At 42.9% G+C, this 14,965-nt stretch carries 13 protein-coding genes; 5 read left to right on the top strand and 8 right to left on the bottom strand.

Going from position 1 to position 14,965, the window contains the following annotated elements:
- Positions 1–108 precede the first annotated feature (108 nt).
- On the top strand, positions 109–1,524 hold the full coding sequence (gene sthA, locus BLP85_RS02660) for a Si-specific NAD(P)(+) transhydrogenase (protein WP_092818586.1): 1,416 nt from the start codon (positions 109–111) through the stop codon (positions 1,522–1,524).
- A gap of 180 nt (positions 1,525–1,704) precedes the next feature.
- Here sthA and BLP85_RS02655 read toward each other — a convergent pair whose 3' ends face one another.
- The 6 genes from BLP85_RS02655 to BLP85_RS02635 all read right to left on the bottom strand — a co-directional run bounded on the left by BLP85_RS02655 (position 1,705) and on the right by BLP85_RS02635 (position 7,647).
- Positions 1,705–2,037, bottom strand: coding sequence for a four-helix bundle copper-binding protein (locus BLP85_RS02655; protein ID WP_092818585.1), 333 nt, complete (start codon positions 2,035–2,037; stop codon positions 1,705–1,707).
- Between the two features lie 166 nt (positions 2,038–2,203).
- Positions 2,204–3,442 carry a chromate efflux transporter gene (gene chrA, locus BLP85_RS02650; protein WP_092818584.1) on the bottom strand — a complete coding sequence of 413 codons (1,239 nt, stop codon included), beginning with the start codon at positions 3,440–3,442 and terminating at the stop codon, positions 2,204–2,206.
- A gap of 477 nt (positions 3,443–3,919) precedes the next feature.
- Positions 3,920–4,882: a TauD/TfdA dioxygenase family protein gene (locus BLP85_RS02645; protein WP_092818583.1), complete on the bottom strand. Its 963-nt coding sequence runs from the start codon at positions 4,880–4,882 to the stop codon at positions 3,920–3,922.
- A 190-nt stretch (positions 4,883–5,072) separates the two neighbouring features.
- On the bottom strand, positions 5,073–5,207 hold the full coding sequence (locus BLP85_RS15095; RefSeq protein ID WP_265733816.1) for a hypothetical protein: 135 nt from the start codon (positions 5,205–5,207) through the stop codon (positions 5,073–5,075).
- Entirely contained in the window at positions 5,200–6,411 is a 1,212-nt protein-coding gene (locus tag BLP85_RS02640; RefSeq protein ID WP_092818582.1) for an MFS transporter, read from the bottom strand. The genes BLP85_RS15095 and BLP85_RS02640 overlap by 8 nt, the downstream gene beginning before the upstream one ends.
- 153 nt (positions 6,412–6,564) lie before the next feature.
- On the bottom strand, positions 6,565–7,647 hold the full coding sequence (locus BLP85_RS02635; RefSeq protein WP_092818581.1) for an OmpW/AlkL family protein: 1,083 nt from the start codon (positions 7,645–7,647) through the stop codon (positions 6,565–6,567).
- Positions 7,648–8,067: 420 nt separating this feature from the next.
- Here BLP85_RS02635 and BLP85_RS02630 point away from each other — a divergent pair, with 420 nt between their 5' ends.
- Positions 8,068–8,247, top strand: coding sequence for a hypothetical protein (locus BLP85_RS02630; protein WP_092818580.1), 180 nt, complete (start codon positions 8,068–8,070; stop codon positions 8,245–8,247).
- A 75-nt stretch (positions 8,248–8,322) separates the two neighbouring features.
- On the opposite strand, the gene BLP85_RS02625 is transcribed toward BLP85_RS02630, so the two are convergent.
- On the bottom strand, positions 8,323–9,780 hold the full coding sequence (locus BLP85_RS02625) for a sensor domain-containing diguanylate cyclase (RefSeq protein WP_092818579.1): 1,458 nt from the start codon (positions 9,778–9,780) through the stop codon (positions 8,323–8,325).
- A 184-nt stretch (positions 9,781–9,964) separates the two neighbouring features.
- Entirely contained in the window at positions 9,965–10,753 is a 789-nt protein-coding gene (locus tag BLP85_RS02620; protein ID WP_092818578.1) for an A1S_2505 family phage non-structural protein, read from the bottom strand.
- A gap of 182 nt (positions 10,754–10,935) precedes the next feature.
- Here BLP85_RS02620 and uvrB point away from each other — a divergent pair, with 182 nt between their 5' ends.
- The 3 genes from uvrB to rarD all read left to right on the top strand — a co-directional run bounded on the left by uvrB (position 10,936) and on the right by rarD (position 14,742).
- Positions 10,936–12,960, top strand: coding sequence for an excinuclease ABC subunit UvrB (uvrB, locus tag BLP85_RS02615; protein ID WP_092818577.1), 2,025 nt, complete (start codon positions 10,936–10,938; stop codon positions 12,958–12,960).
- Positions 12,961–13,077: 117 nt separating this feature from the next.
- Entirely contained in the window at positions 13,078–13,665 is a 588-nt protein-coding gene (locus tag BLP85_RS02610) for a lipocalin family protein (protein WP_092818576.1), read from the top strand.
- 147 nt (positions 13,666–13,812) lie between these two features.
- On the top strand, positions 13,813–14,742 hold the full coding sequence (gene rarD / locus BLP85_RS02605; RefSeq protein ID WP_092818575.1) for an EamA family transporter RarD: 930 nt from the start codon (positions 13,813–13,815) through the stop codon (positions 14,740–14,742).
- Positions 14,743–14,965: the final 223 nt, after the last annotated feature.

Genomic DNA, 14,965 nt, shown 5'->3' with positions numbered 1-14,965 from the left:
TAATAAATGTAGTCATCACTTAATATATGTGAGGTAAATACAGAAAATTGCGAGTATTTACGTCATAATATAGCCAAGATAGACCAATATTGAAGATAGGAGCGTTGAATGCCACGTAAAAAAGAGGTCATTAGTGGAACTTTCGTTAAATACGATGCGGTAGTTCTCGGTTCAGGCCCTGCGGGTGAAGGCGCGGCAATGAAACTTGCTAAATCAGGCAAGCGTGTTGCAATAGTTGATATGCGTGAACAGTTAGGTGGTAACTGTACACACGTAGGTACCATTCCAAGTAAAGCATTACGTCAAACTGTATCGAGTATTTTGCGTTACCAACGTGACCCAATGTTCCAAAAAGTGGGTGAATGGAAACAGTTCACCATGAAACAAGTGCTGCGCAATGCACACAAAGTCATTCAGTTGCAAGTCGATACCCACTCGCGCTTCTATGATCGTAACAAAATTGATATCTATCATGGTCGTGCTTATATACAAGACAAAAATACCATCCTGATTTTCAGTCCGGAAGGTATTACTGAAACTTTAAGTTTTCAGCAGTTGGTGATTGCGACAGGTTCACGTCCATACCGTCCTTCAGTGCTTGATTTTAATCATCCACGTGTATTTGATTCAGACAAAATTCTGGATCTGGATTTCTCCATCAAGAAAATCATCATTTATGGTGCAGGTGTGATTGGTTGTGAATATGCATCCATCTTTATTGGTTTGGACCATAAAGTTGATTTGATCAATACCCAGCCTAAATTGCTCAGTTATCTGGATGATGAAATTTCAGATGCGCTGTCTTATCACTTGCGTGAACAGGGTGTCTTGATTCGTCACAATGAACAGATTGATCATCTGGAAACTTTTGATGATCACGTAGTAATGCATTTACAAAGTGGTAAGAAAATTAAAGCCGATGCCATTTTATGGTGTAATGGCCGTTCAGGGAATACGGATGGTTTAGGTCTTGAAAATGTAGGTATTACACCAAACAGCCGTGGTCAATTGAATGTCAATGATAAGTACCAGACTGAAGTGGACAATATCTATGCTGCGGGTGACGTGATTGGTTGGCCATCCCTGGCTTCTGCTGCTTATGACCAAGGTCGTTGTGCGGGCGCGAATATGAGCGGCGAGAAAGACGTTGCACCAGTGACTGATATCCCGACAGGAATTTATACCATTCCGGAGATTTCTTCGATTGGTAAAACTGAACAGCAACTGACTGAAGAAAAAATCCCGTATGAAGTGGGGCAGGCCTCTTTCCGTCATTTGGCGCGTGCGCAAATTACCGGGGATACGGTAGGTGAATTGAAGATTCTATTCCACCGTGACACTCTGGAAATTCTGGGTGTACATTGCTTTGGTAATAACGCTGCCGAGATTATTCACATTGGTCAAGCCGTGATGAACAGCCCGAACAATACAATCAAGTATTTTGTGGAAACCACGTTCAACTATCCGACCATGGCGGAAGCGTACCGTGTAGCGACATTGAATGGTATGAACCGTTTATTCTAAGATTTTCTGAATTTTAGATGCGAAACCCGTAAGTGCATGCTTGCGGGTTTTTGTTTATTTTGAAGGATAAAATATCTCATTAGTGTATGAGCGTAAAATAGTGCTCAGTGCAAGCCAGCGGATCAAATGAAAAAATAGTGATTAGATGGATTTGCTATTTTTTCTATCAAGCATCTGCATTTAGGTTGCCATTTTACGGCATTCTGCCGCACATTGCTGGCAAGTTTCTGCACATTGCTGGCAATGTTCAGCGTCATGCTTGCTGCATTCTTTGGCGCAGTAATCACACATTTGGGCACAAAGCTGACAGATTTCCTGCATAAAGGCGGAAGACCTTTGTTCAGAACGGGCACATAAGTTGCAGATATCTGCACAGTCCAGACAGCGCTTGATGCATTCACGCATCATCTCCAGGTCATTTTCATCCAGACAAGCGGCTGCACAACCGGTACAGGTCAAAGAGCAGGTCATACACATTTGGGCACAATCTGAAAAGCTGACTATATTATTCATCCTATTTTCCTGATCGATAGGTTTAAAATTGATATCTAAATAAGCTAATCAGAAATAGAGCAAGAAAATAGAGAGATTGAGTGATTAAAGGTAAACAGTGTCCGCTTTAAGTAATCAAATGCGCTAGATAAAAACTTTCCGTATGTAAATATGAGATCACTGCATATTAGAGGCCGAATGAGAAAAGGGCATAATGATCCAATAGCCACAACAGTCCATAATAACTGAAGAAACTGCTGATTAAGGTCAGCCAGACTGGAACTTTGCTCTTAAGCAATGCAATGACTGCGATAATAAAAACAATATCTAGGCCAGACCGTATATATTTTTCACCCATCTGCACCACCAGGCATAATAACAGACCCACCACAGCGGCATTAATTCCTGCCAAAGCCTGAAATAAACGCGGAAATTGCATTAAACGTGACCAGTAAGGTAAAGCGCCAAAAATGAGGAAAAAAGAAGGCAAGAAAATCACTGCCGTTGCAAAAGCTGCATTCAGTGCCGCCGATGAACTTAAAGGCAATAAGGCACCCAGATAACTGGCAAAACTGAATAAGGGGCCTGGCATCAGCTGGGCAATGGCATAGCCCAGGTCAAAATGTTGCTGGGAGACCAGGCCGGATTCAACAAAGTCCTGCTGTAAAAATGGCAAAATAATATGACCGCCACCAAAGACTAGAGAAGCCGTGCGGTATAAACCGGTAAAACTGTCTAGCCAAATATGGGGAAAGAAATATTGTAGCGGTGGAACCAGCACAAAAGGCAAGGCAAATAAAATCAGCCAGAGATAAGCAAAAGATTTTTTAGCGGTGATGGAGATGCTCGTAACAGGTTTAAGGGTACTTTTTTGCGGAAAATAATGCAGATAAACCAGTCCTGCCAAAGCACCGAACAGGATCACCAACATCTGATTGATACTGATGGGAACCAGATAGACAAATAAGCCCGACAGCAGCATTAATACATATTGCCATTGGTCTTTGCAAAAGCTGCGTAACATTTGCCAGAATGCCCATGCCACCACGCTAAATACAATCAGTTGAATCACATGGAAAAAATCGGCAGAAAAATAAGCAGAAAATTGCAGGCCCAGCATTGCCGCAAGGGTCATAAGCAGTGCTGAAGGTAAAGTAAAGCCCAGCCATGCCAGCAGTGCACCCCGATAACCTTTCAGTTGATAACCAATTGCAATGCCCATCTGGCTACTGGTCGGGCCAGGTAAAATTTGTGCCAAGGCCAGGAGATGGCTATATTGCTGCTCATCCAGATAGCCAAGCTGTTGCACAAAACGCCGATAAAAAAACACCAGATGCGCTGCCGGGCCGCCAAATGCCGTACAGCCTAATTTAAGAAATATTTTAAATAAGCTGAAATTTGACAGCGTAGGAACAGAAGGCAACATAATGATCCAAAATATTTGAGTTTTAGCTTAAGCAAGATTAACAGGCCAGATTTGCCTTGTTATGCGGTTTTTCCGCAATGCATATTTCTAACATGAAAAAGCCCATCCCAAGTAGTTACTTTTGATGGGCTTTTATTTTTTAATTTAACTCGTAAATATTTAAACAAGATGACCATCATTAAAAATAGACTTCTTTCATGATTGTTCACACCCTCTTTATTTTTCTCCCCTAGAGAGAAATAAGGGGAATTTATGAAAGAAGTCTAATCATCCCCGATTTGATGTATCACCCGGGTCGTTACTGATAAGGGAATGGAGCATATCCTAAGATAAAGGGGTTAAAAAATTGCAGCATCATGACACATTTTTTATTTTATTTACGATTTTGCGTATTCGTAAATGTAGATGGGGTCATGATGCTGTGGAGTAATTTTATAACACTTTTTTATTGTTATTATTTCAGATCAAGGAATAGCCTTAATAAGGTCGACCGCCTGCCAGACTGATGCGTTTCAATAAGCGGCGTTGCTCGCTTGGGAAAGGTTTGCGTGAATGCAGGGTGACCTGATTATCCCAAAATACAATATCGCCCTGTTGCCATTGATGTTCATAGCGGAATTCAGGTTTTAACAGATGTTCGCGCAATGAAGCAATCAATTCACTGCCAGCCTGATCATCATAATTGACCAGCTCTACTTCGGAATGGGTATTTAACCAAAGCGCTTTACGACCACTCTCAGGATGGGTGCGCACCAGTGGATGGGGATAGGCATGGCCAATAATCGGCTGATCTTTAAAACGGTATAAGGGACTGCTGCCATAACCATTGGTATCATTATCTTTTAGGTATTGGCGGCGGACAAAGGGGTTATAGGTAATCAGTTGTAATTGATCGATCTGCTGTTTGGTTGCTTCATCTAAAGTGTCATAAGCCCGGATGGTATTAAACCAGGAGGTTTGTCCGCCGTCTTTAGGTAATTCAATGGCATAAAGCAATGAGCCAAAAGACGGTTGTGGCGTCCATTGGTGATCGGCATGCGGATTCAATTCGCCATGCCCGGTGTAATCACCCTGTCCCACTGCATTGGAAACAGGCACGACATCGGGTGGTGTACCGGTATCGGCTTGGGTGGCAAGTACGGGATTATCTGCGCTTGGGCGGAAAATGGAACCAAAATAGCTGGCAAAGGCCAAATACTGTAAATCGTCCAGACGCTGGTTTTTAAAGATTAAAATCAGATGCTCGGCCAGTGCCTGCTTCAGACGGTAAATGGTTTCACCCGCTTGGGCTTTACGCGCATCCAGGCCAAAAACCACAGCCCCTAAAGCTTCGCCCTCTAAGGGCACAATCGTAATTTCCTGTGGGTTTTGAAATTGTTCTGGCTGGTGCCAGCGCGGTGCATCATGAATAGCTTGAGAAAGTTGGGTTAATGCGGTCATGTTTGTTGCTCAGATTGTTTTTTCGTTAATACTCAATCTAAGAAAAAAGGCAGGGGATGAAAAATCAAAAATTATTCTAAGTTTATGAAAAAATACATAAATTTAACTAATATATTGAAAATACAGCTTTTAATAAAAACTGTATTTTTTAGTATAAAAATAGCTGTTGCTGTGTTTGAAAATCAGCAGTTTAATGCGCACAAAAGGCCTGATTGAAATACTCAAACAGTTGTGGGGTTTGGACCCAAAGCATAATGGCGATGGCCAATAACAGGACAATCGCTGCAGTAATCAGGATTTTAAGTCCAAGCATAGAATCAGTCATGAACCACATGCTCCTCATTGACAAAGAAATGAACCAGAACACCAAATACACTTAACAGGATAGAAAACATCCAGATCATATTATAGTTGCCGGTCATGTCATGATTGACACCACCCAGCCATCCACCAAAAAATGAACCGACCTGATGGGTAAAGAACACGATGCCACTGAGCATACTTAAGTATTTTATGCCAAACATGTTCGCCACAATGCCATTGGTCAGGGGGACAGTGGATAACCACAATAAGCCCATAATGACGCCAAAGCTGTAAATTGTCCAGGTACTCAAAGGCAGCAATAAAAAGCCAATAATGGCAATACCACGCAGGCCATATAGACCCATCAGCAAATGAGGCTTGGAGTATTTTCCACCCAGCCAGCCTGCGGTATAGGTACCGACAATATTAAATAAACCGACCAGGGCCAAGAACACTGTACCTGTAGTGGCATCAAAACCGTGATCAATCAGATAGCCAGGTAAATGAATACCAATAAAGACCACCTGAAAACCGCAGACAAAAAAGCCTAAAGACAGGAACCAGAACGGTTTATGGTTTTTGGCAATCACCAGAATTTCTTTGATGCCCAATGCGGGTTTGATGGTAGCCGATATGTTCGGATGTACATAAGCCGGAGCTTTTAATGTCCATGCCAATGGAATAATTAAAGCAATTAAAATGGCACTGACCATCAATGCGGCCGACCAGCCGATGCTCTGTAACAGCAGCAGGGTAGACGGCAGCATAATAAACTGTCCGAAAGAACCTGCAGCACTGGCAATACCCATCGCCAGACTGCGCTTTTCAGGATGTGCGGCACGTCCCACAGCAGACAGCAGCACGGGAAAAGAGGTCGCAGAAAGTGCCAGACCCAGAATTAAGCCGACACTTAAATTCAGCAGCAAACCACTTGAGCTGACCGCCATCAGCAACAGGCCAAGGCTATAGAGGGTACCACCCACCGCAACCACAACTTTACTGCCATATTTGTCAGCAAAAGCGCCGGTAACGGGTTGCACTGCGCCCCAAATCAGGTTTTGCATGGCGATGGCCAGACTAAACACATTATGGCCCCAGCCAAATTCATGGCTCATGGGCACCAGATACAGACCAAATGCATGACGTACACCCAAGGACAAAGCCAGAATAATGGCACTTCCAATTAACATGTAAATCAGAGGTTTGGAAAAACGGGTGTCTGACATAATTCATCCATGCTGGGCTGTGTTGTGGCTATGTTATTCGATTATAAAGGACGAGGCGATTAAATTAAATTTCAACAAAAGATAAAATTAAGTTATAGAAAGGTTTATAAAAATGAAAAGACGACATAACGCCGTCTTTTAATGATTGAAAACTTAGAAACGCATACCGATCCCTGCATAAGCAAGTATCGGGTTGACTTCAATATCCGCTTTGGAGGTAATTAATGTCCCTAATTTTTCATCAGATACCGTAATCGTGGTTTCATTTTTAAGATGAGCATAAGATACAGATCCCACAGCAAACCAGCGCTCATTAAAATCATAGGTGAAACCGACAGTCGCAATTGGGGCAATAGCATCGGTTGCTTCCAGGTCGACTTTAGGATTGGCTAGACTCGGTTTGCCTTCCAGTGAGGCTCCGGCATTGCCCTGTTTGATATTGGCAATCATATGACCGGCTGCAATCAAGTCCTGTTCCGTACGCGGGTTAATTTCCAATTCATTAAAATAAGCATACATCAGACCTACACCCACATAAGGGCGGAATTTATTGACTCCAGTTTTACCAAAGTGATATTGGAACTCAAAGGCAGGCGTCCAGGCACGTGCTGAAGCCGCAGGTCCATGAGCTTCCAGGTCGGTAATAAAAATATCATTTTTCAGGTCAATATTGAGGAACTCTAAAGGCAAGTTGCCAATTTGCGGTGTTGCCACAGCAGAGAAAGGTGCATAAATTTTTCCTTTACCCTGTAAGTCAACTTTGGGCGGAATACCTGCTTTCATCTCAAAGGACACATTATCGGTAAAGAAATAATTGGTCATGATCCCCAGGGTAGTAACATCATCGGCCTCAAGACCCGTACCCGGATTATCCCATTGCTCTAACCCATAAATCTGTGAGCTGCCACTGAGTTCGCTTCCCAGCTGACCTCCGGTAAAAAAGCCTAAACCTCTTAAAACGGTGGCCAGTGCAGCCTGATTGACCTCGGGATTCAGATTGTTGAGTACGGTATCAACCTGAATATCGCCATTCTTGGCCACTTCACCGTTTTTAACAGCCGTATTCACCTGAAAGGGCTGGGCTTTACCTTGAGGCATGACATGTAGTGCTCCCACAGAAACAGAAAAGCGTTTAAAGCCATCGCCATCTTTTAAACTGAAATAGGGGGAATCGGCATAGCTCACAGCAGGTAGGGCAGCAAGAGACGACATCATATAAAGGAATGTTTTTTTCATTCAGGGACTCCATGTCCATTTTGCGATTATTCATTTTTTTTCGTTCACTTTTCTTATTCTATATTTAGAGAAAAATCACTTTGTTACTAAAAAATATTAATCGGGTAGTATTCATGTAAAAAAATAGCTATTTTGTTTCAATAACATGTGGAAAAATAATTTTATGTAACACGTTATTTTGATTAATAGAAAAAAATTCTTGAGCTTAAAAAGAGCCAAAAATTAATATGATATTTATATTTTTTTAATGCATTTCTGGGGTGAATATAAGGTTCTGACCTGATCAATGAACAGGCCGGTGTGGTTAAAAACCGATCATCTTCAGCAAACTCCAGGGTTTGCAAGCTGAGTAAAAATCCTGTCTCGCACTGAGAGGCATTTTTCCGTACAATATGTCGTAGAAATCCTTGAGTGAATCACATGAGCACCCAAAATACGCCCAAGAAAAAACCCTTGGTTAATTTACCTTTCCCGATTAAAAAGGTCGATGAAAATTCTTCCGATGAAGTCTTTGAAGATTTACGCCCTAAACCGCAGCGCTATGCTGATCGTACCTGGATGCCACCACGTGGTACACGCCGTTCCATGGGCAAGCGTTAAATTCTTCATATAGAAATAAAAAAGCCATGGTCAGACCATGGCTTTTTTATTGCCGTATAACCCGGGGGGGAACCTTTAACTCGAGCTGGAAAGCTGGCTTCGTCTATCATTGTTCTGATAGTAATTCTTTTTCTGGTGATACATCTCCAGGTCAGCACGCTTCAGCATATCTTCAATCCGTTCGTGCTCCAAATTTGTCGCATGACCTATAGACAGGCTGATCGGCTGATTGGCGTAAAATTGATTGTCTACCAGCAAAAGTTCATGCAGGCTTTGCAGGCAGTTTTGCAAGGCTGCTTCATCTGCACCCGGTAAAAGGACTACAAACTCGTCTCCGCCAATGCGTGAGGCCGAATAGGGTGTATGCTGGATCAACTGGTTCAGGATATTGCCTATACGCCGCAAGACGCCGTCACCTGCATCGTGTCCCTGACTGTCATTCAGGGTTTTCAGCCCGTTTAAATCTATAAAAATACATGAGATCGGACGTAATAGATTACGTTCAAGCCGGTTCAGTTCTGCCACATAAAAAGAACGGTTGCACAGTTTGGTGAGTACATCGTGTTTGCCTAAATATTCAAGATAATGTTCAGCCTTTTTACGCGCGGTAATATCAGTCAGGGCAACCTGTACAATGCTCCAGTCATCCAGATAGTCTGGAAATACGGTAAATTGCAGCAGTACATGGCGAATGCTGCCATCAATTGCGTAATTGACCGCTTCACGTTGATGATGCAGATGACCATTCCACAGTTCAATCAATTGTTCCCGAAAAGTCCGAACCATTTCCTCGGCAAAAACGATATGAATATTTTTTAATAAAATATCTTTGCTCGGGGCACCAAACAAATCGAGTGTGGCTTGATTGACATCAATAACTTTAATTTCCTTGATGCATTCAATGACAAATTCATTATGCACATCCAGAAAAGTTGGAAAATCTTCAATGCCTAATCTACGTAATTGATCCAGTTTAATTTTAATACGGCTGAAATCTTCGATCCAAAGCGAGGTCGGAGAATAAGTAAAGCGCGCCTCTGCCATATGGCGGCTTCGTTCTTCCATACGGCAGGCTTCGGTGTAAGGCGTGATGTCTTCAGTGGTAATTAAGACTAAGGATAAATCCTGTTCATGTTGAGGCAATACAAGGCCTTTGAGCTGGATATCCAGGCGCTTTCCAGTCAAGGTATAGTTTACTGCGGGATTGGAAAAACGGGTTTCACCATTCCACAATGCAACAAGTTCGTGAATATGGGTTTTTGTCATGTCTTCCTTAAAGACTGACGCCAGGTTTTGAGATAAATGTTCAAAGTTATTGGCCTGATAAAGCTCAAGGGTCTTAGAATTCACTTTTAATAATTTAATTTTTTTTGCGCATTCAAGAATGCGCGATTCATCTTCTTGCAGGAAACTGAACAGGTCTTGCACGCCCTGATTACGCCAGAGATCAAATTGTTTTTTGATTTCACTATAGTCTTCCAGCCACATGGCAACGGGAGACAGTTCAAAAAAAGGGGAGTCCAGCATATCCATTCAAGGTGCTCGTCATTTTTATGGTCATTTAAGTATGAAGTATATGCTTAAAAAAATTATTTTAAAATCATGTGATAAGCAAAATAATATTTATCTTTAATGAGAGCTGTGTCGCAAAATAAAAAAGTAAGACGAATAAAAAAAGCCAATTCAGGAATTGGCTTTGATTCGCTGGAATTAACAATTAACGCGGTTTTCTGCGGGCTTTATTTTCTGGCTTGGGTGGAGAAATTTCACGTTCACCTTGCCAGACATCCATAAAGTCTTTTTCATTGATATTGTAGAGTTCAAGCAAGGCTAGAATGACTCCGCCAAACATCATGGAACCTTCAGAATGGTTTTGCCAGTCAAAAATCTTGCCGTTTAATACATGCAAAATGTCTGAAATTTCAAAATTTCGGTCCCGGCCATTACTGTCGGTTGGGTACATTTGAGTATTTAAAATAATTCGGGCAGCACTTTTTTCATTTTCTGACAAATCTAAAGTGGTAGTAATATCTTCATCTGGAGAGGAGAAAATAACCTCATCGGTAAATACCGTTCTTAAAAAATGACGGGTCAGTTTGGGTAAGGCTCTTTCTACAAAAGGGCGGAAAGAAATGGGGAAAATCACATTATGGGAAATGCCCTTGAACATTGGCGCAATTTCTTCGGTTTTATAGCCGGCAATCCCGCAACCCACCGAGGTAATGAAATAGGTCATTTTCGGATGGTTTTTGGTATAAATCTTGAAGTCATCAATATAGTGCTGAATTTGCGACAAGGGCATTTGCTGCAAATGCTCGTTCATGGTCGGAATGGCATAACTTTGACCGGCCCAGCCACGACCTACGCCTTGCACTGCACCAAAATGTTGTAGGGCGGTACGCGCAGCCCCACCTGCATGGTTTCCTGCCATGTTGCTGCCAAAAACAAAAACGGTATCTTCCGGTAAATTTTTGACAATACTTTCGTCATGGTAATGGTAAGTCATAGGCTTTATTGTGATCAGGATGCTTTGTTTCATGTTGCTATTGAATGCGCATGCGGTCAAGACAAAAATGTTGGAATTTTCTTGATATAAGTCCCTCAGTAAATATCGGAACATTGATGTTGAATGTTGAGCTTTAATCCTCATATTATTGAAACTGCATTTAAGTATAGAAGCTGAATAATATGTCGGATAGTCATCAACCTTTTGAATTAGTGACCAGCTATCAGCCTGCAGGTGATCAGCCACAAGCCATTGAAAAATTGGTCAAGGGCATTCAAAAAGGCTATCACGACCAGTTGCTGCTTGGAGTAACCGGTTCAGGTAAAACCTATACCATGGCCAATGTGATTTCCCAGTTGCAGCGTCCCACCATTGTGATGGCACATAACAAGACTCTGGCTGCGCAGCTGTATGGCGAGTTCAAGTCATTTTTCCCCAATAATGCGGTTGAATATTTTGTCAGCTATTACGATTATTATCAGCCGGAAGCTTATGTGCCATCTTCCGATACCTTCATTGAAAAAGACTCGGCCATTAATGACCATATTGACCAGATGCGCCTTTCAGCGACCCGGGCATTATTAGAACGCCGTGATGCCATTATTGTCGCTTCCGTTTCGGCCATTTATGGTCTGGGTGATCCGAATGCCTATATGAGCATGTTGCTGCATATTGTGCAGGGGGACCGGATCAGCCGTGATGACATTATTCGCCGTCTGGTGGAAATGCAATATACCCGTAATGAACTGGAATTCTTGCGCGGTACTTACCGTATCCGTGGGGAAATTATTGATATTTTCCCGGCCGAGTCGGATCAGGATGCAATTCGTATCGAGCTGTTTGATGATGAAGTCGATTCGATTCGCTGGTTTGACCCCTTAACCGGAAAAATGGTGCGTAAAGTTCCACGCGTGACCATTTATCCTAAAAGTCATTATGTTACGCCGAAAGATAACTTGCAGCGTGCCATCGGCACCATCCGCGAGGAACTTCAGGAGCGTTTAGGCTTCTTTCGGGCCAATGACAAACTGCTGGAAGCACAGCGCATTGAACAGCGTACCCGCTATGACCTGGAGATGATGCAGCAGTTGGGCTATACCAACGGCATCGAAAACTATTCACGGCATTTATCCGGCCGTCCGGCAGGCGAAGCACCACCGACATTGTTTGACTATATTCCCGATGATGCCTTGCTGATTATTGATGAATCGCATGTTACGGTGCCGCAGATTGGTGCCATGTATAAAGGCGACCGCTCGCGTAAAGAGAATCTGGTCAACTATGGTTTCCGTTTGCCAAGTGCGCTGGATAACCGTCCCATGCAGTTTGAAGAATGGGAACGGATTATTCCCTCCACGATTTATGTCAGTGCAACGCCAGCAAAATATGAGCTGGAAAAAGCGCAGCAGATTGCCGAGCAGGTAGTTCGTCCAACCGGACTGGTCGATCCTGAAATCGAAATTCGTCCCGTGCTGACCCAGGTGGATGATGTACTGTCGGAAATCAATATCCGTAAGGAACTGGATGAGCGTGTTCTGGTGACGACTTTGACCAAGCGGATGGCAGAAGATTTAACTTCGTATTTAAAAGAATACGGGGTCAAGGTGGCTTATCTGCATTCAGACATTGATACCGTGGAGCGGACCAAGATTATCCATGAGTTGCGTAGCGGTGTGCATGATGTGCTGGTCGGTATTAACCTGCTGCGGGAAGGTCTGGATATGCCGGAAGTGTCGCTTGTGGCTATTCTGGATGCCGACAAAGAAGGCTTCCTGCGCTCGGAGCGTTCATTGATCCAGACCATTGGTCGTGCTGCACGTAACGTGAAAGGTAAAGCGATTTTGTATGCCGACCGGATTACGGACTCTATGCAGAAAGCCATTGATGAAACCGAACGCCGCCGTGCCAAACAGATCGAATTTAATGAACTGCATGGCATTACACCGCGCAGCACCAAGCGTCAAAACAGCCAGGATATTGATACCGGTGAAGTGCTGACTGATGACCAGATTGACGAGAAAATTTCGGATCAGGCCCGTGCCTTGAGTGCCGATGAGCGCCACATTCTGGCAGACCCTAAATTGCTGGCAAAGCATTTGTCCAAACTGGAAAAAGAGATGCTCAAAGCCTCGAAGGAACTGCAGTTTGAACAGGCAGCGCGACTACGGGATGAGATTGTACGCTTGAAGGCACAGATGCTCAGTTAGTTGGATGATTTTTATTGCAAAATCATTACATAACGCTACAGTATGATTTGGTCGGAGTCGTTATTTTTAAAAGCGTAAGCACTTTAAGAATTTAAAAAATTGACTGAAGGTACTTTTATGACAAGCAATAATCTTCCAAAAGCGGGCTATACACTGGCTAAAATTGCTCTGGGTGGAGCGGTGTTGGTGGGTTTGGGCATGGCGACAATGGCATATGCACAAACTAAGCCACTGCAAACGGTGGAAAGGGTTGAGCTGGATAAATATCTGGGTGTCTGGTATGAAGTTGCCCGTAAGCCTTTATATTTTCAAAATAAGTGTGATCGTGATGTCACTGCGACCTATACCCTGAACGAGAACGGTAATGTAGTCGTAGATAACCGCTGCTATACCAAAGAGGGTAAACTCACCCAGTCAATTGGAGAGGCATTTATTCAAAATGCACCTTTCAATAGCAAATTAAAAGTTAGTTTCCTGCCTGAAGCGATTCGCTGGTTGCCTTTCGGTCGCGGTGATTATTGGGTACTTAAACTTGATGAAAACTATCAGACTGTATTGGTGGGTGAGCCACGCCGCAAATATATGTGGGTATTGTCCCGTAGCCCACAACCCGATCAGGCAGTCGTCAACGAGTATTTAGAATATGCCAAGACTCTGGGCTATGATCTGGGTGATGTGATTCATACCAAGCAAACGATCAAATAAAATACCCAATATTTTAACAAAAGTTTAAAACCATGCTTAGGCATGGTTTTTTATTTGTTAAGATAGCGCCGGTTTTAAAGTTGAATGATCCAGTATTTTGGATGGGTTCGCACCATCATGAAATGAATAATCTCCCTGAGGTAAAAGATGTATAAAGGCTTGGCTTTGTCAGTATTGGCATCTGTTACTTTTGGGGTACTGTATTTTTATACGCAATTTTTAAAACCTTTGGACAGCGAACAGACTTTTGCCTGGCGCATGCTGGCCACGCTGCCTTTTCTAACCCTGTTTATGTGGTGGTCGGGTGATTTGCAGCATATTTCCCAGATTTTCAAGCGCATTGTTCAACAGCCGGTATTTCTGATCTGGCTGATTTTTAGTTCCCTGCTTTGTACCACACAATTGTGGCTGTTTCTGTGGGGACCCATGAATGGTCGTGGCTTGCAGGTTTCACTGGGTTATTTCCTGTTGCCTTTGGTGATGGTGCTGATCGGTTGTGTACTTTATAAGGAAAAACTGTCGAAATGGCAGTTGGCTGCCGTAATGTTGGCCATGCTAGGGGTAGGGCATGAAATCTGGCGTATCGGCAGTATCGCCTGGGAAACCGTTTATGTCGCTTTGGCTTATCCCTTATATTTCTTTTTGCGCCGTGCCTTTAAAACGGACCATTTAGGCGGTTTCTGGTGGGATTTATGCCTCATTTTACCGGTCGCTTTTTACTTGGGCTTTATGCATAGCGATAGTCTGAGTTTAATGGCTCATTTTCCACATTTAATTATGGCCGTGATTGGCCTGGGTTTTTTAAGTGCGTTGGGACTGGGCAGTTATATGCTGGCCAGCCGTTATTTGCCCTTTGTGATTTTTGGATTGCTGAGTTATCTCGAACCCATGCTTTTGGCCTGTGCTTCTATTGTGCTAGGTGAGCGGGTGGAGGCTGGAGAATGGCTGACTTATATTCCCATCTGGATTGCGGTTTTATTGCTGGTCATTGAAGGCACCCTTCATATCTTCAGGCAAAAACGTAAACAGCAGGCGCTGAATCAAAATCTGGAAAACTATCAGGATCGTTTGAAATAGACTGCGTTCGGTAAGCTGGGTGAAAACTCAGCTTGTTTGATTAAGCAACATTTAACAAAAAAGTATAGTTTTTGTGTTTAGACAGCTTTCTGATCTTTTAACAGTAAAATCATGAAAATAATTACAACTATTTTATAAATTTATAGTGAATATATCGTAAAAAGCACGTTGAACATTCAGCTTTTGATTCAAAGTTGCCGATAATTCCTTTACAATTGTCGGG

Origin of the sequence: Acinetobacter kookii, from assembly GCF_900096895.1 — a bacterium.
Classification (GTDB): domain Bacteria; phylum Pseudomonadota; class Gammaproteobacteria; order Pseudomonadales; family Moraxellaceae; genus Acinetobacter; species Acinetobacter kookii.
The sequence above is the reverse complement of the archived record's forward strand: the minus strand, read 5'-3'. Positions and strand labels throughout refer to the sequence as shown.